This is a genomic window from Pseudoalteromonas sp. 3J6 (assembly GCF_903995135.1).
GTDB lineage: Bacteria > Pseudomonadota > Gammaproteobacteria > Enterobacterales > Alteromonadaceae > Pseudoalteromonas.
This window is the reverse complement of sequence record NZ_LR877185.1, coordinates 1,416,960-1,439,199: the sequence shown is the minus strand read 5'-3', so window position 1 is coordinate 1,439,199 and position 22,240 is coordinate 1,416,960. Positions and strand designations below refer to the sequence as shown.

Annotated in this window: 21 protein-coding genes, 1 other RNA gene and 2 pseudogenes; 9 read left to right on the top strand and 15 right to left on the bottom strand. The window is 40.4% G+C overall.

Features of this window, described 5'->3' with window-relative positions; genetic code table 11:
• Nucleotides 1-12 precede the first annotated feature (12 nt).
• Complete coding sequence (locus P3J6_RS06695; protein ID WP_198522524.1) at nt 13-1,116, top strand: mechanosensitive ion channel family protein; 1,104 nt, start codon at nt 13-15, stop codon at nt 1,114-1,116.
• Between the two features lie 258 nt (nt 1,117-1,374).
• On the opposite strand, the gene rnpB is transcribed toward P3J6_RS06695, so the two are convergent.
• Together rnpB and rsmI are read right to left on the bottom strand one after the other, a co-directional pair.
• Nucleotides 1,375-1,739: RNase P RNA component class A (gene rnpB, locus P3J6_RS06690), an RNA gene on the bottom strand.
• Between the two features lie 43 nt (nt 1,740-1,782).
• Nucleotides 1,783-2,640 (bottom strand): 16S rRNA (cytidine(1402)-2'-O)-methyltransferase, encoded by an 858-nt coding sequence (gene rsmI / locus P3J6_RS06685; protein WP_010390670.1) that lies wholly within the window; start codon nt 2,638-2,640, stop codon nt 1,783-1,785.
• Between the two features lie 60 nt (nt 2,641-2,700).
• Between rsmI and P3J6_RS06680 the strand changes: the two genes are divergently transcribed.
• The 4 genes from P3J6_RS06680 to dolP all read left to right on the top strand — a co-directional run bounded on the left by P3J6_RS06680 (nt 2,701) and on the right by dolP (nt 6,256).
• Nucleotides 2,701-4,581: a penicillin-binding protein activator gene (locus tag P3J6_RS06680; RefSeq protein WP_054202318.1), complete on the top strand. Its 1,881-nt coding sequence runs from the start codon at nt 2,701-2,703 to the stop codon at nt 4,579-4,581.
• Between the two features lie 9 nt (nt 4,582-4,590).
• Nucleotides 4,591-4,962 carry a YraN family protein gene (locus P3J6_RS06675; protein ID WP_008110719.1) on the top strand — a complete coding sequence of 124 codons (372 nt, stop codon included), beginning with the start codon at nt 4,591-4,593 and terminating at the stop codon, nt 4,960-4,962.
• 141 nt (nt 4,963-5,103) lie between these two features.
• Entirely contained in the window at nt 5,104-5,697 is a 594-nt protein-coding gene (locus P3J6_RS06670) for an SIS domain-containing protein (RefSeq protein ID WP_008110721.1), read from the top strand.
• The gene (dolP, locus tag P3J6_RS06665; protein WP_008468380.1) at nt 5,690-6,256 is read left to right on the top strand and encodes a division/outer membrane stress-associated lipid-binding lipoprotein; all 567 of its coding nucleotides are present in this window, start codon (nt 5,690-5,692) and stop codon (nt 6,254-6,256) included. Before P3J6_RS06670 ends, dolP begins: the two co-directional genes overlap by 8 nt.
• Nucleotides 6,257-6,888: 632 nt before the next feature.
• Here the strand turns inward: dolP and P3J6_RS06660 are convergent.
• From P3J6_RS06660 to rplM, 8 genes are all read right to left on the bottom strand, one after another.
• On the bottom strand, nt 6,889-7,326 hold the full coding sequence (locus P3J6_RS06660; RefSeq protein WP_198522523.1) for a ClpXP protease specificity-enhancing factor: 438 nt from the start codon (nt 7,324-7,326) through the stop codon (nt 6,889-6,891).
• Nucleotides 7,326-7,952 (bottom strand): stringent starvation protein SspA, encoded by a 627-nt coding sequence (sspA, locus tag P3J6_RS06655; RefSeq protein ID WP_008110861.1) that lies wholly within the window; start codon nt 7,950-7,952, stop codon nt 7,326-7,328. The genes P3J6_RS06660 and sspA overlap by 1 nt, the downstream gene beginning before the upstream one ends.
• Before the next feature lie 79 nt (nt 7,953-8,031).
• Nucleotides 8,032-8,775: a cytochrome c1 gene (locus P3J6_RS06650; RefSeq protein ID WP_041709186.1), complete on the bottom strand. Its 744-nt coding sequence runs from the start codon at nt 8,773-8,775 to the stop codon at nt 8,032-8,034.
• Nucleotides 8,772-10,037 (bottom strand): cytochrome b, encoded by a 1,266-nt coding sequence (locus P3J6_RS06645; RefSeq protein WP_010390662.1) that lies wholly within the window; start codon nt 10,035-10,037, stop codon nt 8,772-8,774. Before P3J6_RS06645 ends, P3J6_RS06650 begins: the two co-directional genes overlap by 4 nt.
• Nucleotides 10,037-10,627 (bottom strand): ubiquinol-cytochrome c reductase iron-sulfur subunit, encoded by a 591-nt coding sequence (petA, locus tag P3J6_RS06640; protein WP_010390661.1) that lies wholly within the window; start codon nt 10,625-10,627, stop codon nt 10,037-10,039. Before petA ends, P3J6_RS06645 begins: the two co-directional genes overlap by 1 nt.
• A gap of 719 nt (nt 10,628-11,346) precedes the next feature.
• Complete coding sequence (locus P3J6_RS06635; RefSeq protein ID WP_178954939.1) at nt 11,347-11,694, bottom strand: four helix bundle protein; 348 nt, start codon at nt 11,692-11,694, stop codon at nt 11,347-11,349.
• 184 nt (nt 11,695-11,878) lie between these two features.
• Complete coding sequence (rpsI, locus tag P3J6_RS06630) at nt 11,879-12,271, bottom strand: 30S ribosomal protein S9 (RefSeq protein ID WP_024600778.1); 393 nt, start codon at nt 12,269-12,271, stop codon at nt 11,879-11,881.
• A gap of 8 nt (nt 12,272-12,279) precedes the next feature.
• Complete coding sequence (gene rplM / locus P3J6_RS06625) at nt 12,280-12,708, bottom strand: 50S ribosomal protein L13 (protein WP_008110876.1); 429 nt, start codon at nt 12,706-12,708, stop codon at nt 12,280-12,282.
• Between the two features lie 401 nt (nt 12,709-13,109).
• Between rplM and P3J6_RS06620 the strand changes: the two genes are divergently transcribed.
• On the top strand, nt 13,110-13,457 hold the full coding sequence (locus P3J6_RS06620; RefSeq protein ID WP_198522522.1) for a four helix bundle protein: 348 nt from the start codon (nt 13,110-13,112) through the stop codon (nt 13,455-13,457).
• 45 nt (nt 13,458-13,502) lie between these two features.
• On the opposite strand, the gene mutM is transcribed toward P3J6_RS06620, so the two are convergent.
• Entirely contained in the window at nt 13,503-14,312 is an 810-nt protein-coding gene (mutM, locus tag P3J6_RS06615) for a bifunctional DNA-formamidopyrimidine glycosylase/DNA-(apurinic or apyrimidinic site) lyase (RefSeq protein WP_010390658.1), read from the bottom strand.
• A 13-nt stretch (nt 14,313-14,325) separates the two neighbouring features.
• On the bottom strand, nt 14,326-14,826 hold the full coding sequence (locus P3J6_RS06610) for a hypothetical protein (RefSeq protein WP_198522521.1): 501 nt from the start codon (nt 14,824-14,826) through the stop codon (nt 14,326-14,328).
• Nucleotides 14,827-14,943: 117 nt separating this feature from the next.
• Here P3J6_RS06610 and P3J6_RS06605 point away from each other — a divergent pair, with 117 nt between their 5' ends.
• The 3 genes and pseudogenes from P3J6_RS06605 to P3J6_RS06595 all read left to right on the top strand — a co-directional run bounded on the left by P3J6_RS06605 (nt 14,944) and on the right by P3J6_RS06595 (nt 18,248).
• A complete protein-coding gene (locus tag P3J6_RS06605) occupies nt 14,944-15,867 on the top strand; it encodes a manganese-dependent inorganic pyrophosphatase (RefSeq protein WP_198522520.1) in 924 nt (307 codons plus the stop codon).
• A gap of 399 nt (nt 15,868-16,266) precedes the next feature.
• Complete coding sequence (locus P3J6_RS06600; protein WP_198522519.1) at nt 16,267-16,719, top strand: REP-associated tyrosine transposase; 453 nt, start codon at nt 16,267-16,269, stop codon at nt 16,717-16,719.
• 148 nt (nt 16,720-16,867) lie between these two features.
• Nucleotides 16,868-18,248: pseudogene (locus P3J6_RS06595) on the top strand (MBL fold metallo-hydrolase RNA specificity domain-containing protein).
• Between the two features lie 175 nt (nt 18,249-18,423).
• Here P3J6_RS06595 and P3J6_RS06590 read toward each other — a convergent pair.
• The 3 genes and pseudogenes from P3J6_RS06590 to wecC form a co-directional block, all read right to left on the bottom strand.
• Nucleotides 18,424-19,462: pseudogene (locus P3J6_RS06590) on the bottom strand (nucleotide sugar dehydrogenase).
• Nucleotides 19,463-19,633: 171 nt separating this feature from the next.
• Entirely contained in the window at nt 19,634-20,746 is a 1,113-nt protein-coding gene (wecB, locus tag P3J6_RS06585; RefSeq protein WP_198522518.1) for a non-hydrolyzing UDP-N-acetylglucosamine 2-epimerase, read from the bottom strand.
• Between the two features lie 59 nt (nt 20,747-20,805).
• The gene (wecC, locus tag P3J6_RS06580; protein ID WP_198522517.1) at nt 20,806-22,044 is read right to left on the bottom strand and encodes a UDP-N-acetyl-D-mannosamine dehydrogenase; all 1,239 of its coding nucleotides are present in this window, start codon (nt 22,042-22,044) and stop codon (nt 20,806-20,808) included.
• Between the last annotated feature and the right edge of the window lie 196 nt (nt 22,045-22,240).

Here is a 22,240-nt window from a genome sequence, read left to right as displayed (position 1 = left end):
CGGATGGCTCCTATGCTCAGCGCTTTAATTGCAACACTCGCTAATAACGCATCTATTCCTGCAATCGACACTGTTCAACCAAACTCGGTTTCATGGGACTTTTTAAAAGAGCAAAGCGTGCAATTACTACACTCATTCGTGCAATTACTGCCCACTTTGCTTTTAGGTATTATTATTTTGGTGATTAGTTATTTAATCGCCACCCCATTATCACGCTTGTTAATAAAGCCCGTTACTTACATGACCAACAGTAAATTAGTACACCTAGTTGCTAGGCGTGGTATTAGTACCTTAATTATTTTACTCGGGTTTTACCTTTTCTTACGTTTGGCTGGCTTGACTGAATTCGCGGTCGCTATTATGAGTGGCACCGGGTTAATAGGGCTTATTTTAGGGTTTGCCTTTCGAGATATTGCTGAGAACTTTATTGCCAGTTTACTTTTGAGTGTACAACGTCCATTTAAAATTGATGATGTAATAGAAGTAGATGGTAGAATAGGCATTGTTAAAAAAGTAACTGCAAGAGCAACCACTTTAGTTGACTACGATGGCAATCATATTCAAATACCCAATGCGACTGTGTATAAAAATACCATTAAAAACTTAACCGCTAATCCAAAGATGCGCGGTCATTTCACAATCGGTATTGGCTACGATAATGACATTCGCGGCGCACAAAGTCTTGCTATTAGCGTTATAAAAAATCAAAACTCCGTGCTTAGCGATCCACCTCCCCAAGTATTGGTTGATAACTTAGGCTCCGCCACTATCAATTTTACTGTTTACTTTTGGGTCAACGGCGAACAATACAGCATTGTTAAAGTAGCCTCACAGCTAATGCGAGAGTTAATTAACAGTTTTACGCAACATAATATAAGTATGCCTGACGATGCTAGAGAGCGTGTATTACTCAATAGCCAAGGTGAAGATATTTACCCCACAGCAAGCGAAGCTAAAACAGAGACAACAGAAAAAACTAAAGAGAAACCACATACTCAAAAACATAAAACCACAGAGCATGAACACAGTATTGATGATGTAAGCAGTGATACGGATGATATTCGCGAGCAAGCCGGTGAATCGCGCGATCCGGAGCAGGGTAAAAATATTATATAGATCGGTTCGAGGTTCAAGGTTCAAGGTTCAAGGTTCAAGGTTCAAGGTTCAAGGTTCAAGGTTCAAGGTATTTAAAAACCTTAAGGTTAATATCGCAAGGTTTTTATATCCGTAGCAGCGGGTTTAGGTTCAAGGGATTAGGGGTTAGGGGTTAGGGGTTAGGTTTTAAGCCCGCAACCCGTCTCCCGTCTGCAACCTGACAGCTTATTCCAAACACAAAAAAGCCCGCAGCGTTAACTGCGGGCTTTTTTATTGAATGAGTGAGTTAGCCATATAAGCCGGGTTCTGTCCTTTCCGAAGAAAGTGATAATCATTCGTCTAGGCCATAAATCGCTCTATGGCTCAAGCAACCTACCCGGTTCCAACGTGGGCCACGCCATAAGGAACCCTATTTGGTCTTGCTCCGAGTGGAGTTTACCTTGCAACCGACTATTACTAGCGGCCCGGTGCGCTCTTACCGCACCCTTTCACCCTTACCAATCCGAAGATTGGCGGTCTTCTCTCTGCTGCACTTGTCGTGGGCTCACGCCCCCCAGCCGTTAACTGGCACTCTGCCCTATGGAGCCCGGACTTTCCTCCCCCTGATCATTTTCGTCACAGGCAGCGATTATCTTGGCTAACTCGGCGCGCAGTATACATGAGAGCACAACACTACGCAGTAAACATTTACTGTTTTTCTTCAATAATTGTTTTATACAACGCGTTTTTCTTCATGCCGAAGTAATCGGCTACTACACCACACGCTTTTTTCATTGGCATTTCGTTTTCAAGTAACGCTAACATTTTACGGGCTTCTGGCGGAATATCGTCAACTACCTTAGCTTTACCCGGCAGCATGAGTACTATTTCACCGCGTTGCTTGGTAGGATCGTCAGTTAAAAACTGCTTTAACTCACTCACTGTGCCATTAAAAAAGGTTTCAAAAGTTTTAGTTAGCTCTTTGGCAAATACCACCTGCTGCTCACTACCTAGCGCTGCTTCTAAATCGTCAAGGCTTGCCATAATACGGTGGGTACTCTCATACATAATACTGGTAATACTTGAGTTAACCGCATCTATAAAAAAGTCTTGGCGCGCTTTACTTTTAGCAGGTGTAAAACCAATAAATTGAAAACGGTCAGTAGGTAACCCAGAACAACATACCGCCGTAATAGCAGCACATGCACCAGGTACGGGTGTTACACTTGCGCCCTGCTCACGACATAAATTAACCACCGCATAACCAGGATCACTGATCAGGGGTGTGCCTGCATCAGAAACTAATGCAATATTTAACCCTTGATTAAGTTGGTCGATAATTTGCTGCGCTTTTTGCTTTTCATTATGGTCATGTAACGCAAAGGTTTTAGCCTTAATACCAAAGTGGCTAAGTAGCTTACCAGTATGGCGAGTGTCTTCAGCCGCGATTAAGTCAACCTGCGATAATGTCGCGATTGCACGCTGACTTAAGTCGTCATAATTGCCGATTGGGGTGGCAACAACGTAAAGAGTGCCAATTTTCTGTGAATTCTCCTCATTTAACATTGAGGTCTCCTGCGTCAGTCAGTAATATAAGCAAATCGCGTTAACGTATGGGAAATCATTGTGCGACTTAAACTAGTTAGTCTATTAATTATATTGTCAGGGTTATCGGCGTGTAGCACAACCGAAAAACCAACTAAAACCAGCGATAACTTAAGTAACAGTGCCAATACGCTGAAAAATGAAGCACTGAATGCGCAATCTATTTACCAATTAGCGCAAAACCGCTATGGCGCTGATAAAATCCAGCTACTTTATAGTGCTCGTGATAGCGCAATTACAGAAGAAAACTGGCCACTACTCGAAAAAATATGCACTGAACTTGCACTTACCGCCAGTGTTGATCAAATTCAAAATCGTTTATACATTGCCTTTGCGCAAAAAGAGCAAAATAAAAATCAGCAAGCACTTGAGGTACTAAACACGCTAGAGGGGCAACTTAAGCAACCTGAACATTTTGCTTGGCACCAATTTTTAACTGCCAGCATTTTTGCGTCGCAAGACTTACCAAAACGTGCAGCCCCTTACTTTTTTGCTGCCTCTGAATCGGTAGCAAAAAATAATATTTCTATCCCTAAACTTAATGACGCACTTTGGCATAATTTAAAGCAGCTTTCTTCGTATGCATTAGAGCGATTTAACCGTGGCTCGGTTATTCAACAAGGCTGGGTTAACTTAGCTTTGTATCATCAGGTTTATGCCAACAGCTCTGTTGATTTAGACCAAGCGATTAATAATTGGCGCCGCCGTTACCTTGGGCACCCTGGTACCAATGTTCTACCAAAACAAGATACCTACGCCAATGAATTAGCACCACTAAATATTGAACGCTTAGTTGTGCTATTACCTCAGTCAGGTGCTAACAAGCGCTTAGGGGATGCATTAAAAGCAGGCATACTGGCTGCGCTTGATAAAAAAGAGATTAGCGAAACGCTGTTTATTGATGAAAATACCGAAACCGAAGCGTTGGGTGCACAGATAACACAATTACAACCGGACTTTGTTATTGGCCCGCTATTAAAAGCCAATATAGATAAGCTCGCTAATACCAATACATTACTCGATATACCCACATTACATTTAAATACCTTTGATGGCGAACGAACCTCTCTGCAACACTACTTTTTTGCGCTTAATCCTGAGCATGAAGTACAACAAACTCTAGAGCATTTTTTAGCGCAAGGTTATCAAAAACCTATGTTGCTAGCGCCAAATAATACCAATGGTCAGCGCTTAATTGACTACTTTAACCTGCAATGGCAACGCTATAGTGAAACAACCACACAAGTTGGCTTTTACAACGACAATAAAGATATGCCCAATACCATTACCAGCTTGCTAGAAGTTGATAAATCAAAAGAGCGTATTAAATCGGTTAAAACACTTTTTAATAAAGAAGTAGAAAGTGAAACCCGTTCACGTGGCGATATTGATGCAATTTATATATTAGGTGACGCCATAGAGACCCGATTAATTAAACCTTATCTGGATGTTAACGTAAGCACCTTTGCCGACAGAATCCCTATTTACGCCAGCTCTAAAAGTCATAGTAAGCAAATAGATACCACTGACAAAGGCGATTTAGATGGGCTTTACTTTACCGAACTTCCTTGGATGTTAGACTCACAAATTACGCAGCATAATCTACGTAAGCAATATAATGATTTATGGCCTGAACAGGCTGATATTAGCCAACGTTTATTTGCCATGGCCTATGATGCCGTCGCCATGCTGAATGATATTAGACAGCTGAGCATTACACCCGATAAATACTTTTCAGGCTTAAGCGGTAAATTATCCATTAATAGTGCCGGTGATATTGAACGATCACTGCAATGGGCGCAGTACAGCAATCGCCGTATAAAACCTGTGGAATTAAAAACACAACGCCCTGTGCCGCTATTTATGCAGTCGGCAAACGATGGCATAACCATTATTAACTAAGGGGTTAGCATGTCGTGGTTTAAACAGCTGTGGCAAAATAGTCGTGAAAAAGGCCAGTATTATGAGCGCCAAGCGCAAAAGTATTTAGAAGCGCAAGGTTTAAAAGCGATTGAGCGGAATTACTACTGCCCCTACGGCGAACTTGATGTCATTATGAAAGACGGTGACACCTTAGTGTTTGTTGAAGTTAAGTTTCGTAAAAATAACATAAAAGGCGGCGCTAATTATGCGCTAAGCCCGCAAAAGCAAGCTAAGTTAAAGCGCACTATTTATCATTACCTTGGTGCTAAAAACTTAAAAAACCAGCCATTACGTATTGATTACGTAGCTATAACAGGCGAACCGTCATTACATATTAACTGGCTGAAAAACGTATTTTAATGTCTGATGTATAAAAATAAGACGATTACAACAGCTTCATGTTGAGCATACAGTTAAACATTAGCTTACGCCTAAAATAATCACCTTTTAATAAAGCCGGTGTGAGCTCACACAGAATTAGAGATAAATTGTTGGTAACCCATGCAAGATACAATTAAAGAAATTTTTAAAGAAAGTATTCAAGTTCAAATAGCTGCAGGCGAAGTGTTGCCAAGCGCGTTAGAATCAGCGGCATTTACCATTGCACAAAGCCTGATCAATGGGAATAAATTGATCTGTTGCGGTACTGCAAACTGCCATATGCTGGCACAACACATGGCAGGCGTACTGGTTAATTTTTACGAAACAGAACGCCCTTGCTTACCTGCAATCGCTCTCTCACAAGAAAATATTAACTTGGGCCAAGGCAATCAAATAGATGACCACGATACCTTTGCACGCCAAGTTCGTGCCTTTGCTCAGCAAGGTGACTTATTATTGGTACTTGCCATTAATGGTAATGAAAAACACATAATTTCTGCAGTAGAAGCGGCACTTACCAAAGATATGAAGGTCATAGTAATGGTAGGCGATGATGGCGGCGAACTCGTTGGCTTGCTTGGCCATAACGATGTAGAAATTCGTACGCCGTCTAAACGCCCGAGTCGCATTATTGAATCGCATTTAGTGAACCTTCACTGTTTAAGTGAGTTGGTGGATTTAACCCTTTTCCCTCAGGACGAAAATTATGTTTAAACGCTCCCTAATTATTTTAGGCACTGTTGTGTTATTACAAGGCTGTGCCGCTGCTGTGGTCGCCGGTACAGCCAGTGCTGTTACTGCCGCTAACGATAGACGAACCATTGGCTCACAAATAGACGACAACAACATTGAAATAAAAGCCAGCATTGCTATTAGCGAAGATGAACGCCTTAATAAGTTTGCTCATATCAGCGTTATAAGCGTAAATGGCGTGGTTTTAATGGTAGGACAAGTGCCTAACCAAGAAATGAAAAACCAAGCGTTTAAAACCATTGAAAATCTATCTGGTATTCGCAAAATTCATAACCAACTTCGCATTGGCTCTAATATTGGTATCACCACGCAAACTCACGACTCATGGTTAACCTCAAAAGTAAAAGCGCAGCTTTTAGCGGCTGAAAACATCAGCAGTAATAATATAAAAGTAGTGACTGAAAATGCCGAAGTATATTTAATGGGGCTAGTATCTGACGCTGAAGCAAACCAAGCCGTTAATATAGCTCGCAACATCTCTGGCGTAGAGCGGGTAGTTAAAGTATTTGAGTATTTGTAAAAATCTCAGGTTCGAGGTTCGAGGTTCGAGGTTCGAGGTTCGAGGTTCGAGAAATTTAAAAACCTTGCGGTTAACATCGCAAGGTTTTTTTATACCTGTAGGCGGGAGTTTACCTCGCGCAGGGTTTAGTAAAATGCGCGGCATAAAGCCCCGCCTACAAAACCATTTTGAACCACAGAGTACACAGAGACGCTTCGCGCTACACAGAGAAGACAGGACAAATAAAACATGCCTTTAATCATTTCCTCTGTGTGCTCTGCCCCCTCTGTGGTGAATAAAATCTCTTTAAAATCTTTTTGCACAAAGAGAAGTGAATGAGGAGTAAATGAGAAAACAACAACCATTAGCCCAACTGATTAATTCGAGTCTCTAGGGCCGCTGCCCACTGCCGTGAACCCAAACACCCTGCTTGGCTTAATCTCTACCTAACACCTAGACCTAATACCTAAAACCTGCTCTTCACTTTAGACCAGACGCGGTGTAAACCCGCTGCTGCACCAATCAATCTTAACCCGCCTCTCGCCGCCCGCTACCCATTGCCCATTGCCCGTTGCCCGTTGCCCGTAAACTTTCACATTTGTACAGACATAAAAAAACCGCTTATTAAGCGGTTTTTTTCTAACATTTACGAGCTATTTTATAACGCGTAAATGTGAGCCTTTTTTCTTTTCAGGCTTGGGAGCTGGCGTTTCATCAACCATTTCTGGTGATGAATCAACACTTTCAAGCTCTGGAGCAAAATCGTCTTCGTCCTCTAAAAACTCATCTGCAGTAAAGACTGTGCCTTCGCCATTTTCACGTGCATATATTGCAAGTACAGCCCCTAAAGGCACGTACACTTGCATTGGCTGGCCGCCAAAGCGCGCATTAAAGCTAAGCTGAGTATTATCTAACGAAAACTGCGTAACCGCCGAAGGGCTTATGTTCAATACAATTTGGCCATCTTGAACAAACTGTGTTGGCACTTGCACTGCAGGAAAGTCAGCATTAACCACTAAGTGTGGCGTGCATTCGTTATCAACAATCCAATCAAAAAAAGCGCGTAGTAAATAAGGACGATTAGAAGTCATTATAAACGGATCTCACGCTCTGCTTCAGTTAAAGAAGCTTGGAATGATTCACGTTCAAATAAACGGATCATATACTCTTTAAGTTCTTTAGAGCCTGCACCATTAAGCTCAATACCAAACTCTGGTAAACGCCATAACAGTGGAGCTAAGTAACAATCAACTAAGCTAAACTCTTCACTCATAAAGTAAGGCGCTTCACTAAAGATTGGTGCTATTGCAAGTAATGCTTCTGTCAGCTCTTTACGAGCTTGCGCCGCATCAGAGGTGTTGTTAATGATTTTTTCAGCTAGGCTGTACCAATCAGTATCAATACGGTGCATCATTAATCGACTACGACCACGCATGACCGGATATACAGGCATTAGTGGAGGATGAGGAAAACGTTCATCAAGGTATTCCATGATGATGTTTGCCTGATATAAACCAAGCTCACGGTCAATCAGTGTTGGCACTGTGCCGTAAGGGTTAATTTCGTGAAGTGCTTCTGGCAGGTTATCCTTTTCAGCCATATGAATATCTACACTTACACCTTTTTCAGCAAGTACAATGCGTACTTGGTGGCTATACATACAGTTAGCACCAGAAAAAAGGGTCATTACAGGGCGCTTATTGGCAGCTACGGCCATGCCTACCTCCATTAAATAACTAAAACAGCAATAGGGGCTTAAGCCCCTATTGCAAAATTACCTTTAAATATGTTCAAACTTAATGAACATCTCTCCAGTATTCTTTCTTCAGCATAAATGCCAAGATAAATAGGATAATTAAAAATCCGATTACCTTAAGACCTAGCGCTTCCGACTCGAGACGTGTAGGTTCACCTACATACTCTAGGAAATTCGTTAAATCACGAACTGCTTGGTCATATTCATCTACACTTAATTCGCCCGTACCATCTGTTTTTGTACCAGTAATATGAGTGGTTGTTTTACCATCTACTGTTACTTCTTCAGTAATTGCAGTAGGAACACCTTGCAACTCTTGAAGAACATGTGGCATACCCACCGATGGGAATAACGTATTATTTACGCCAAACGGACGAGATTCATCTTTGTAAAACGATTTTAAATAGGTGTAAATCCAATCGCTGCCACGCACACGCGCAACGTTAGTTAGATCCGGCGGAGCCGCACCAAACCATTTTGCAGCATCTTCTTTTGCCATCGCGTTAAGGATATGGCCACCCACTTTTGAACCATCAAAAATAAGTTGCTCTTGACCAATCTCTGTTGGAATACCAATGTCACGAAAAGTACGCTCATAACGTTGATACTGCATTTGGTGACAACCAAGACAGTAGTTCATGAACAACTTTGCGCCACGCTGCAAAGAAGGTTGATCAGATATATCGTTACCCGCTTCCATTAGAGGAACTGACGGGCCAGCCGCCATTGCAGGTAACACGTTTACTGATAAAGCAAATAAACCTATTAATAGCTTTTTCATCATTTCGTTAACCTCTCAGGCAATGGCTTAGTTTTTTCATTCTTACTGTAAACGAATAACAGTACGAAGAACATAAAGTAAGTCACAGTACAGACTTGCGAAACAATCGTTTTAAAATCAGTTTGTGGTGTAGCACCAACCCAACCTAAAAGAACGAAAGTAACAACAAAACCTGCAATGTTCCATTTGTGGAAACCACAACGGTAACGAACTGAACGAACCGAACCACGGTCAATCCAAGGTAATAATGCTAGCACGACAATTGATGCACCCATTGCAGCAACACCCATTAGTTTGTCAGGGATTGCACGTAAGATTGCATAGAATGGCGTGAAGTACCAAACAGGGAAAATATGCTCTGGTGTTTTAAGTGGGTTAGCTGCTTCAAAGTTTGGCGCTTCTAAGAAGAAACCACCCATAGCAGGCATAAAGAACACAACCCAGCAGAACAAGATTAAGAAACCAACCACGCCCACAATATCTTTTACTGTGTAATAAGGGTGGAACGGAATCGCATCAATAATGTCTTTTTTATCAGTGTAGTATTCATGGAACTTAAACTTAGGCTTGTCTTCTTCAGCCACAGTTCCTTTTTTACGTTTGTTATCAATACCGTCTGGGTTATTAGAACCCACTTCGTGTAGTGCAACAATGTGTAAAAATACTAAGATAACAATAACCAATGGCAGTGCAATTACATGTAATGCAAAGAAGCGGTTAAGCGTTGCACCTGAAATTACATAGTCACCACGGATCCACAGTGTTAAGTCATCACCAATAACCGGGATAGCCCCGAATAATGAAATGATTACCTGTGCACCCCAGAACGACATTTGGCCCCATGGTAATAAGTAACCCATGAATGCTTCAGCCATTAGGGCTAAGAAAATGAACATACCGAATAACCACAGTAATTCACGTGGTTTTTGGTAAGAACCGTAGATCATGCCACGGAACATGTGCATGTAAACAACGATGAAAAACGCAGATGCACCCGTTGAATGCAAATAACGTAATAACCAACCGTACTCTACATCACGCATGATGTATTCTACTGATGCAAATGCACCTTCAGCAGATGGTACATAGTTCATCGTTAACCAAATACCTGTAAGTATTTGGTTTACTAGTACTAACATAGCTAGAGAGCCGAAGAAGTACCAGAAGTTAAAGTTTTTCGGTGCTGGATACTGTGCAATGTGCATGTTCCAAACACGTGTCATTGGGATACGGTCGTCTATCCACTCAACAATTTTACCAAACATTAGGCCACCCCTTGTTCTTCGCCCACTAAAATAGTGGTCTCATCAAGAAAAGTATATGGTGGAATTTCTAAATTTAATGGTGCAGGTACCGATTGGAATACACGGCCAGCCATATCAAACTTAGAACCGTGACATGGACAGTAAAAACCGTCATCAGTCCCTTCCACTTTCTCACCAAAGCCACCTTGTAAAAAGCTAGGTGAACAACCCAAATGCGTACAAATACCTACAGCGACAAAAATCTCTGGGCGTAATGAACGGAAATCATTGGTTGATGATTCTAATTGTTGTGGCTCTTGCGATTGCGGATCACGAAGTTGACCTTCATGTTCTTTCATCTGCTCAAGCATTTTTGGGGTACGTGATACAACCCATACAGGTTTACCACGCCACTCGACACGTATTAATTGTCCTGGCTCAAGTTTGCTGATATCTACTTCTACAGGCGCACCCGCAGATTTAGCTCGCTCACTTGGATTCCAAGACGCAATAAAAGGAACAGCAGCCCCAGCCGCACCAACACCACCAACAACAGAGGTAGCTATGGTTAAAAAGCGACGTCGGCCATTGTCTACAGGCGCATTGCTCATCCACTTATCTCCACTATGATTCTCAACACTTGCTATATTGAGAACATCAGTTACAGCAGGTTAATTTTTCGAATTTTAAAAGAGAAACGATCATAATTAAAACCCTTGTTTAAAACAAGGTTATTCACAGCCTCCTGCTCGAATAAACCTGACTTGCTCAAATAGTTGATTAAGTAAGCTCGAGTATGAAACCAAATGACTATAGTATCGCTTCCGTAAAAACAATTTGTAAACAAGTACAATCTCACCAACTAAGTACAGTAACAACTGAATTTGGCGACATTAAACTCATTCACTTTATTTGCCCGCCAATTGTAGCAAAAAAATTCACCAATTAACTGATGGATTTAAACTAATTGCGATAATTATTTAACTTTTTTTGCGTTAGTCGGTAATTTTTAAGCTTTCGTTCAATAAATACGCATGCTTTGCCTATTTTGATCAAGCTAATGTCGACATTAGTCGTAAAGGGAGGATTGAAGGTTAAAGGTTAAAGGTTAAAGGTTAAAGGTTAAAGGTTAAAGGTTAAAGGTTAAAGGTTAAAGGTTAAAGGTTAAAGGTTAAAGGTTAAAGGTTAAAGGTTAAAGGTTAAAGGTTAAAGGTTAAAGGTTAAAGGTTAAAGGTTAAAGGTTAAAGGTTAAAGGTTAAAGGTCAAAGGTTAAAGGTCAAAGGTCAAACATACTCATATATTTTTGAATGAATATTTAATTTTGAACCTCTTAATCCCAAGCATCGATTGATTTCATCAATGCTGAAATCATACGGGAAAGTTCACGAGTCTCCTCAATCCATTCACTAGCCTCTGTCGTGTCAACTTCACCTATTTTTAGTGCAATGTAAATTTGAGAGCGTAATTCTCCACAACTCCCCTTAGAGTATGATAAAAATCGAATATAATCTTTAGGAGTTATTCGTTCATAACCCTCTGCTATATTTGAAGAAATTGAAAGTGCAGATCGTGTTATTTGATCTTTTAAACCAAACTCTTTGCTCTGCTTAAAATGTAAATAAATCTCGCAAGCTAAATCGGCTGAACGTTGCCATACCCTTAAATCTTCAAACCTCATAACATAACCAGTCAGCTGAAACATGCTTAACTTATAACTGTAAAATAAGAAAGACACAAAGCTTAGATCAAATTTATAGCTCGAACCTTGAACCTTGAACATTGAACATTGAAGCAAAATCTTATAGCTACAAAACAAAAAACCCAGCATAAGCTGGGTTTTTGAATTCTTGATAACGTAAAAATTAACGTTTTGAGAACTGTGGACGCTTACGCGCTTTCTTAAGACCCACTTTCTTACGTTCAACTTTACGTGCATCACGAGTAACGAAACCTGCTTTACGAAGTTGTGGACGTAATGACTCGTCAAACTCCATAAGTGCACGAGTGATACCGTGACGGATAGCACCAGCTTGACCAGTAGTACCACCACCGGCAACGGTGATGTGAAGGTCAAATTTTTCAGTCATGTCTACAAGCTCAAGAGCTTGACGAACAACCATGCGTGCTGTTTCGCGACCAAAGTACTCTTCTAAAGAGCGCTTGTTGATTACGATGTTACCAGTGCCTGGGCGTAAGAATACGCGAGCACTTGAACTTTTACGACGACCTGTACCGTAGTATTGATTTGCCATGATAGTGCTCCTTAAATGTCTAGAACCTGAGGCTGTTGTGCAGCATGGTTATGCTCAGTACCCGCGTAAACTTTAAGTTTGCGGAACATAGCGCGGCCTAAAGGACCACGTGGCAACATGCCTTTAACAGCTTTTTCGATGATCATTTCAGGCTTTGCAGCTTGAAGTTTATCAAAAGTAGTAGACTTAAGACCACCTGGGAAACCAGAGTGAGCGTAGTACACTTTATCTTTGAATTTGTTACCAGTAACAGTAACTTTCTCAGCGTTGATAACGATGATGTAATCACCAGTATCTACGTGTGGTGTGTACTCAGCTTTGTGCTTACCGCGTAGGCGATGAGCGATTTCAGTAGCGATGCGACCTAAAGTTTTATCTTCAGCGTCAACTACGTACCAGTCACGTTTTACTGTTTCTGGTTTAGCAACAAACGTTTTCATTTATAAAAATCCAATGTTTTTCAATTAAAACCACAGGTAGTTATTATTAACTACCGCTCTAAGTATGCTACAACCCCTTCGAGTTTTAGACTTTTTCGCCGCTCACAAGTGGCTAAACTATATGAGGACATAGAACGCAACGTGGCAGACGCGGGAGTATACCAGCACTTAAACTACATTGCTACCGGCCGGTTGTTTTTTCCGCAAGAAAAGTTATTACTCAGCGGTCAGCGGTCAGCGGTCAGCGGTCAGCGGTCAGCGGTCAGCGGTCAGCGGTCAGCGGTCAGAAAAGCGAATTATAATTTTAGATTCGAAAAAAGTACTTTCTTTGTGAAAGTAACTATTTTTTGTTAATAAAATCTCAACTATACTTTAAGAATTAAGCATAGGGATTTTGCGTTATGAACTTTGAAAACTTAGAGGTATGGAAGCGTTCAACCCGCCTTAGCGCTAATATTTATAAAAATACACAACCAATCAAAGACTTTAACTTTAGAGATCAATTAACACGCTCTAGTTTATCTGTGCCTAGTAATATAGCTGAGGGTATGACAAGAGAGAGCGATAAAGAAAAAGTACGCTTTTTAGATATCGCTCGATCTTCGCTTGCTGAGGCAAGAACCCAAATATATATTGGCATCGATATTAGCTATATCGATACTGACATAGGCAAGTCTTGGCTAGATGAAACTGTTCAACTATCAAAAATGCTAACAAGCTTGATAGCAAAAATAAAGACAAGTGAGTAACCAGTCTTAACTGACAGCTGAAAACTTATAGCTGACAGCTACTCTCTACTTCTGACACACCTCACAAAAAACGGTGCTACGTTGGCCTAAACGAATTTCTGTTAGTGCTGTGTCGCAATTTACACAAGGCTGGCCTTTTCGGCCATACACTAATAGCTGTTGCGCAAAGTAGCCTGGCTTACCGTCACTTTGGGCAAAGTCTTTCAATGTTGTGCCGCCTTGAGTAATTGCTGCGGCTAGGGTGTCTTTTATAATTGGGATTAACGCTTGGTAGCGTTTTAGGCTTACTTTACCGGCCTCTTTTCGCGGATCGATACCCGCTTTAAATAATGATTCGTTAGCGTAAATATTACCAACCCCCACCACCACGGCGTTATTCATAATAAACTGCTTAACGGGTACTTTTTTATTACGAGATTGCTCATAAACACGTTTAGCAAAAAAATCATCGGTGAGTGGCTCGGGGCCTAATTTAGCAAGTAACTTATGCTCTTCATTGGGGGCTTGCCATAAACAGCAACCAAAGCGACGTGGATCGTTTAAACGCAGCGCCTTATTATTCGCTAAAATAAACTCAACATGGTCATGCTTTTTAAGTGGCTCATTGGCGTTCACAACCCTCAAGTTACCCGACATACCTAAATGCAATATAGCCGAGCCTAGCTCGCATTCTAACAATAAGTATTTTGCACGTCGTTCAATACTGCTAACCACTAACCCCTCAAGTTGATACACCTCATCTGGCACAGGCCAGCGCATACTGGCATTATGAATATTTACCTTAGTCACAACTTGGTTTAGCACATGGGGGGTAATACCCATACGGCTAACTTCTACTTCTGGTAATTCAGGCATTAATAAAACTCACTTATGAAAAGGTAAAACTTGGAAATAATTGTTTTGCAGTAGTTAAATCGAGCAACAATAATCGCTGACTGGTTTTATCGAATAGATAATACTGACCATTCGCCTCAAATAATAAGTACACCCAAGGTAAGAGCTCACCGGCGAGTTCAAGCGTAGCTACCGATAGTGGCTTATTCATATCAAGCGCATCAGGTGTAGTGGTGGTCACCAGTGCGGTATTTTGCCATAAATAAACTAGCTCACTAAGTTGTTGCTCGGAACCTTGCCAACTAAGCGGTACATTTTTTTGCAAAGCAGTAGTACGCCAACTAGTGCCAATACGCTCAATTTTTTGGTCGATAAATTTAAGCGTTAATACAAAACTTTGAGGAGGAAGTAATGGCTGTAGTTGCGCCTGTGTTTCATCATTCCCTATGTTTTTATGCAGTCCATTTAAAAAGAAGATCATAATCAACATCGAAAAAATAATAACATTGTTCCAACCTTTTCGGCCGAGTTGCATGTGGGTCTTCCAATTAATAATATCGATTTAAAGTGTAACCAAAACTTAATTACACTGTCTATATGTTAAAACCCAAAGACTTTGCTAGAATATCGGCAAATTTTAAGGAGTTTAGTCATGTCAATGTATGTAGTGGGCCATAAAATCCCAGATTCAGATTCAATATGTGGTGCAATTGCACTGGCTTATTTAAAAAACCAAATTGATGAACCAGCAATCCCAACTCGCCTAGGTGAAGTTTCACCTGAAACACAATTTATTTTAGATAAATTCGGTTTTGAAGCACCTGAGCTAAAACTTAGCTACGCTGGCGAAGACGTTTATATTGTAGACCACACAGAAAAAACCCAAGCACCTGACGATATTGATCAGGCTCGCGTAGTGGGCGTGGTAGATCATCACAAGCTAGGTGATTTAACCTCATCAACACCACTTGAGTGTTGGATCCGCCCTGTTGGTTGTTCAAACACCATTATTAAAATGATGTATGACTTCTACAACGTTGAGATCCCTAAAGATATTGCTGGCATTATGCTTTGCGCTATTTTAAGCGACACGGTTATCTTCAAATCACCAACCTGTACTACTGCCGATATTAAATGTGTTGAAGCGCTTGCAGAAATTGCAGGCATTGAAGACTTTAGAGAACTAGGCATGGACATGTTCCGCGTTAAATCAGCCGTTGAAGATACGCCAGTACGTGACTTAGTAATGCGTGACTTTAAAGACTTTAACATGAACGGTAACCTCGTTGGTATTGGTCAGTTAGAAGTTATTGACCTTGCGGTATTTGACGAGATTAAAGCCGACCTTGAAGCCGATATCGCGAAGCTTAAAGAAGAAGGCGGTCGTCATTCAGTATTTTTACTTCTGACCGACATTATGAAAGAAGGCTCACAAATGCTAATTGCATCAGACGATGCTAGCCTAGTTGAGCAAGCTTATGGTGAAAAACCAGAAGACGGTAAAGTATGGCTAGACGGCGTATTAAGCCGTAAAAAGCAAGTAGTGCCACCACTACAAGACGCTTTTAAGAGCTAAGTTCGAGGTTCGAGGTTCGAGGTTCGAGGTTCGAGGTTCGAGGTTCGAGGTTCGAGAAATTTAAAAACCTTGCGGTTAACATCGCAAGGTTTTTTTATGCCTGTAGCAGCGGGTTCACCCCGCGCATTTTCACAACATTTCAAACAGCCTGCGCGGCATAAAGCCCTGCCTACAATAAAACTCTATATTAATCCTACCCGAAGGCGGGAGCTTACCCCGCGCAATTTCACAACTTTTCAAACAACCTGCGTAGCATAAAGCCCTGCCTACAATAAAACTCTATATTAACCCTACCCGTAGGCGGGAGTTTACCTCGCGCACTTTCGCTACGGTAACCCGCTCAAATTCAAAACTATTAATTGCCTGCTATATTTACCTATAAAACCACAAGATATAAAAATGAAAAAATCACAAAACCTAAGGAAAGGTCGTATTTCAATTCCCAATCACTATTACTGCGTAACTCTAGTCATTAATAACAGACAAAAATTATTAAACGACCTTGGTCTCAATAGAAAAATAATTTTTGAAATTAAGAAACTTGAATTAGAAGATGCTTGTGAAAGTGTTGCTTTTGTCTTAATGCCAGAGCATATACATTGGCTTTTTCAATTAAAAGTAAGCTTACATTTAAGCGCTTTAATTAGACTATTTAAAGGCCGCTGCACTAAGCTTGCCCGAGATCAGCACAAAATTAATAAGCTTTGGCAAAGTGATTATTACGATCATATGATCCGAGATGAAAAAGACCTAATTAACTACGCGCGCTATATAGTAGCAAACCCACTTAGAGCTAATATCGTTAATAACGTTGGTGATTACCCATTTTGGGATTGTATTTATTTGAAATAAAATATAATACCCGTAGGCCTAAGTTTGTAAATGCAATTGAAAATTTGTAGGCGGGAGTTTACCTCGCGCAAGTTGTTTAGGCCTATGCACAAAGATTAAAATGCGCGGCATAAAGCCCCGCCTACTAAACAAGCAATAAGGACATAAAATGCAAATACTTCACCACGGAGCGGTAAATGGCGTAACAGGCTCATGCCACCAGCTGATAATAAACGATCAAAGCTCTTTTCTAATTGACTGCGGACTATTTCAAGGTGAAGATTCTGTTGATGATCTTAATATTGAATTTAATATAGATACAGTCCGCGCGCTGATCGTCACCCATTGTCACATCGATCATGTTGGCCGAATCCCCTACTTATTAATGGCTGGCTTTAAAGGACCCATATTTACCTCTATTGCATCGGCCAGTTTACTGCCATTAGTGATTGAAGATGCATTAAAAGTGGGCGTCACGCGCGATCAAAAAATAATAGATACCTGCCTAAGGTTACTTAAACAGCAAATTATTGAAGTTGATTTTAAAACCTGGTTCGATCTTCCGTGTAGCGGTGAATGCACAGCGAAAGCCCGACTACAACGAGCAGGGCATATTTTAGGCTCCGCTTATGTAGAAATAGATATAAATAGACCAACTCGTAAAGCTAAAAACAGTCATCGGGTCGTATTTTCAGGCGATTTAGGGGCGCCCTATACGCCTTTACTACCCGCACCTAAAGCGCCCTATAAAGCCGATACCTTAGTCATAGAGTCAACTTATGGTGATAAAAATCACCAAGGCCGCAAGCAGCGTACGCAAACCTTAAAAAACCGTGATTGAACGCGCTGTTGCCGACAACGGCATCGTTCTTGTGCCTGCCTTTAGTATTGGCCGCACGCAAGAACTGTTATACGAACTTGAACAGCTAATTCATGCCTCAACTAAAAACTCACCTTGGCGCACAATACAAGTAATACTCGACTCCCCGATGGCGGCTAACTTTACTCAGCAGTATCGAAAGTTTAAATATTTATGGGATGAAGAAGCCAAACAAAAAGTAGCCAAAGGCCGCCACCCTCTCAACTTTGAAAACCTCACTACAATAAATACTCATAGCGAGCACTTAGCGATAATAAATTACTTAGCCACCCGCCAAACACCTGCAATTATTCTAGCTGCAAGCGGTATGTGCACCGGCGGAAGAATAGTTAACTACCTAGAGCGATTTTTAACCGACAAAACCACCGACGTACTCTTTGTAGGTTACCAAGGCAGAGGTACTTTAGGTCGTGACATACAAACCTATGGCCCAAAAAATGGCTATGTATTTATAAATAATACCCGCATTAATATTAACGCCAAAATACACACAATAAGCGGCTACAGCGCTCATGCAGATCAAGCAGGTCTCATCAAATTTGTAACCGGTATGCGCAAAAAGCCCCGCCATATAAAAATAGTCCACGGCGATGATGACGCTAAAAATGCACTCGCTACAAAGTATAGGGAAGTACTGGGTGATGATGTAAAGGTTGAGATTGGGAAGTGAGGAGACAAATTCGAGGTTCGAGATATTTAAAAACCTTGCGGTTATATCGCAAGGTTTTTTATTCACGTAGGCGGGAGTTTACCTCGCGCAGAGTTTTGGTTCGAGGTTTTAGGTGCTTAAATCGTCGCCCGTAACCCGTCGCTCGCAGCCCGTATACTTAAGCCTTAACGATATATTAATCACTACCAAATAAATCACGCGTATAAACTTTATCAGCAATATCAGCCAGTTCATCAACCATACGGTTTGATAAAATAACATCTGAAAGCTGCTTAAATTCATTTAAATCTTTGATTACCCGAGAATGATAAAACTCATCAGCATCAAGTACGGGTTCAAAAACAACAACTTCAATTCCTTTTGCTTTAATGCGCTTCATAATACCTTGAATGGCAGAGGCTCTAAAGTTATCCGAACCCGACTTCATAACTAACCGATAAACACCGACAACCTTAGGTTTACGATTAATAATTGATTCCGCGATGAAATCTTTTCGTGTTCGATTCGCATCAACAATGGCACCTATAATGTTATTAGGAACATCTTTATAATTTGCTAATAACTGTTTGGTATCTTTGGGTAGGCAGTAACCACCATAACCAAATGAAGGGTTATTGTAATGGTTACCTATGCGAGGGTCTAAACCAACCCCTTGAATTATTTGTTTGCTACTTAACCCATGTGCCTCAGCATAACTATCAAGTTCATTAAAGTAAGCCACTCGCATTGCTAAGTACGTATTAGAGAAAAGCTTTATCGCTTCAGCTTCTGTTGAGTCGGTAAATAACACCTCAACGTCTTGCCTTATAGCACCTTGCTTAAGTAAACCTGCAAAAGTTGCTGCTCGCTCGCTTTGCTCCCCCACTACAATACGTGATGGATACAGGTTATCGTAAAGCGCCTTACCTTTACGTAAAAACTCAGGCGAAAAGATAATATTTTGTGTATTCAAACGTTGAGATAAAGATGCAGTAAAGCCAACAGGAACAGTAGATTTAATTACTATCGTAATCAGTAGGAGTTGCAACAATAATAAAACCGGCATTATTGTATGCACGTACTTTGTCAGAGGTAGCAATAAAGTTAATATCATTGCGAAGTAAGTATTCGCTTATTAATGGATCTAAAACGGTAGAAGACTTGTTGTTTAACAATTTAATTTTACATTCATCAATATCTAAACCAACCACTTCGTTATTTTGGGCTAATAACATGGCGTTTGACAATCCAACAAACCCAGTACCTATAACAACAATTTGTCATAGGCTTCCTTTAGGAGAATATAAAATAAATGAGCACACAAGGGCTAATAACCCCGTTAACATCCATATTAGTCCATTTTTAGTAATAGAGTTAATCGTTTCATTAAGTCTACAAAAAAGAACTTATTCTAGTAAACCTTTAATAATACGCTCACAAGCTAAACCATCACCGTATGGATTATGCGCTTTACTCATAGCTTTATATACTTTGTTATCATCTATTAACTCACTAACTGAACTAACTATTTTATCGACATTGGTACCAACAAGTTTAACCGTGCCTGCTGCTACTGCTTCAGGGCGTTCTGTTGTATCACGCATTACAAGTACAGGTTTACCTAAGCTTGGAGCCTCTTCCTGCACTCCGCCAGAGTCGGTTAAAATTAAATATGAACGATCCATTAAAAATACAAATGGTAGGTAATCTTGCGGTTCAATAAGCATTACATTTGGTTTATCGGCAAGTAACCTATTTACTGGCTCCTGTACATTAGGGTTTAAATGCACCGGATAAACAAAATTAAAATTTGGGTATTTTACTGCTAACTGCGAAATAGATTCACAAATACGTTCAAAACCACCTCCAAAGCTTTCGCGTCGATGACCTGTTATTAATACATACGGCTTGGGAATAATATCAGCAAACTTTTCAGTCATTATTTTTTGCGTACTTTGCATTGGTAGTACAGTATTTTTAATTTGTAATAAAGCATCTATAACCGTATTTCCAGTTATAACGATGTCTGATTTAGATACATGTTCACGCAACAAATTATCAGCTGAAGCCTGCGTAGGCGCAAAATGCTTAGCGGTAATTACGCCGGTTAAGGTACGATTTGCTTCTTCTGGCCATGGGCTATACAAATCGCCTGTTCTTAAACCAGCTTCAACATGTCCTACTTTAATTTGCTTATAAAAGGCCGCCATTGATGCCGCAAACGTCGTTGTAGTATCGCCATGTACCAATACCCAGTCAGGCTTAAATTCTTCTAATACATCGCGTAAGCCTAATAATATCTTACTGGTAATATCGTATAAATCCTGACCTGATTTCATTATATTCAAATCGTAATCAGGTTTTATTTCAAAAAGGGCTAACACTTGGTCAAGCATTTCACGGTGTTGTGCTGTTACACATACTTTAGCTTCTATTTCAGGGGTATTTTCCAAAGCTAATACAAGAGGAGCCATTTTAATCGCTTCTGGGCGAGTACCAAATACTGTTAAAACTTTCATTTATGTATCCATATACAAAAGCCCACCAAATTGGCAGGCTTTAAAAACTAACATTGGGTTTAAAAAATACCGCGACTATCAACAATTACTTTTTTAGCAATTTGCTCAGGAGAAATATTTTTAAATTCTTTATGGTCAACTAATACAGCAAGCGTATTACAGCGTTCTAAAGCATCTTCTGTAGTCACTAATTCAACGCCTAGTTTAGATAGAGACTCAGGTAGCTTAGTGATATTTGGTTCTACAACTAGAACTTCTGCATCGCTTTTTTGTGCTAACATTTTTGTTATATCAAGTGCAGGGCTTTCACGTAAATCGTCAATATCTGCCTTAAATGCAATCCCCATACAGGCAATTACTGGCTTTTTAAACTGATCAGCAGCATCGAGTATTTGTTGTAAAACATAGTGAGGCTTACTATCATTCACTTCACGAGCTTGGCGTATCAATTTTGCTGTATCTGGCGCTGAGCTTACAATAAACCAAGGATCAACTGCAATACAGTGACCACCCACACCAGGGCCTGGATTTAAAATATTAACACGTGGGTGGCGGTTAGCCAGTTTAATAAGCTCCCACACATCAATGCTTAATTTATCGCAAATCATCGAAAGTTCATTAGCAAAAGCAATATTCACATCTCTGAATGAGTTTTCTGTTAGCTTAGCCATTTCAGCTGTACGCGCATTTGTAAGTAAACATTCACCTTTAACAAAAGTTTTATATAAAGCAACCGCTTTTTTTGAGCATGCATCAGACATACCGCCAATAACACGATCATTTTCAACTAATTCACGTAGAACATGGCCAGGCAAAACACGCTCAGGGCAATGGGCTACGTTTATATCTGCTTCACTACCATGTGTTTGTGGAAATGTTAAATCTGGTCGTGACTCTGCTAACCAATTTGCAAGCTCTTCAGTAGCACCAACTGGAGAAGTTGATTCCAATATAACTAGGTTTCCCTTTTCAAGTACAGGCGCAATTGCTTTTGCTGCTGATTCAATATAGCTTAAATCAGCTTCGTAATTTTCTTTAAAAGGAGTTGGAACAGCGACCATAAAAGCATCCGCTTCTTCAGCTATGGTAGTAGCTTTCAAATTACCAGCTTGTACAGCGCTGCGTACAACTATATCAAGATCTGGCTCTACAATATGTACATTACCAGCATTAATTGTATCTACAGCGTGTTGGCTAACATCTACACCAATCACTTTGATACCACGAGAAGCGATGACCGCAGCTGTTGGCAAACCTATATAACCAAGGCCTACTACTGATACATTTTTAAATTCCATCATAACTCCAAACCGATAAATTGCTGCGCATTATAGCCTAACTATTGACAAAAACACTAAAGGAAAATGTATAGGATTTGTTATCAGAAATACGAATTAATTTTTAGTAGTGAATCAGTGTTGCCTGTCTATTAGTTAGTAGCCATAACAAGCTTTATAATTACAAAAAACAAACATTAGTTACAAAGTAAAACTT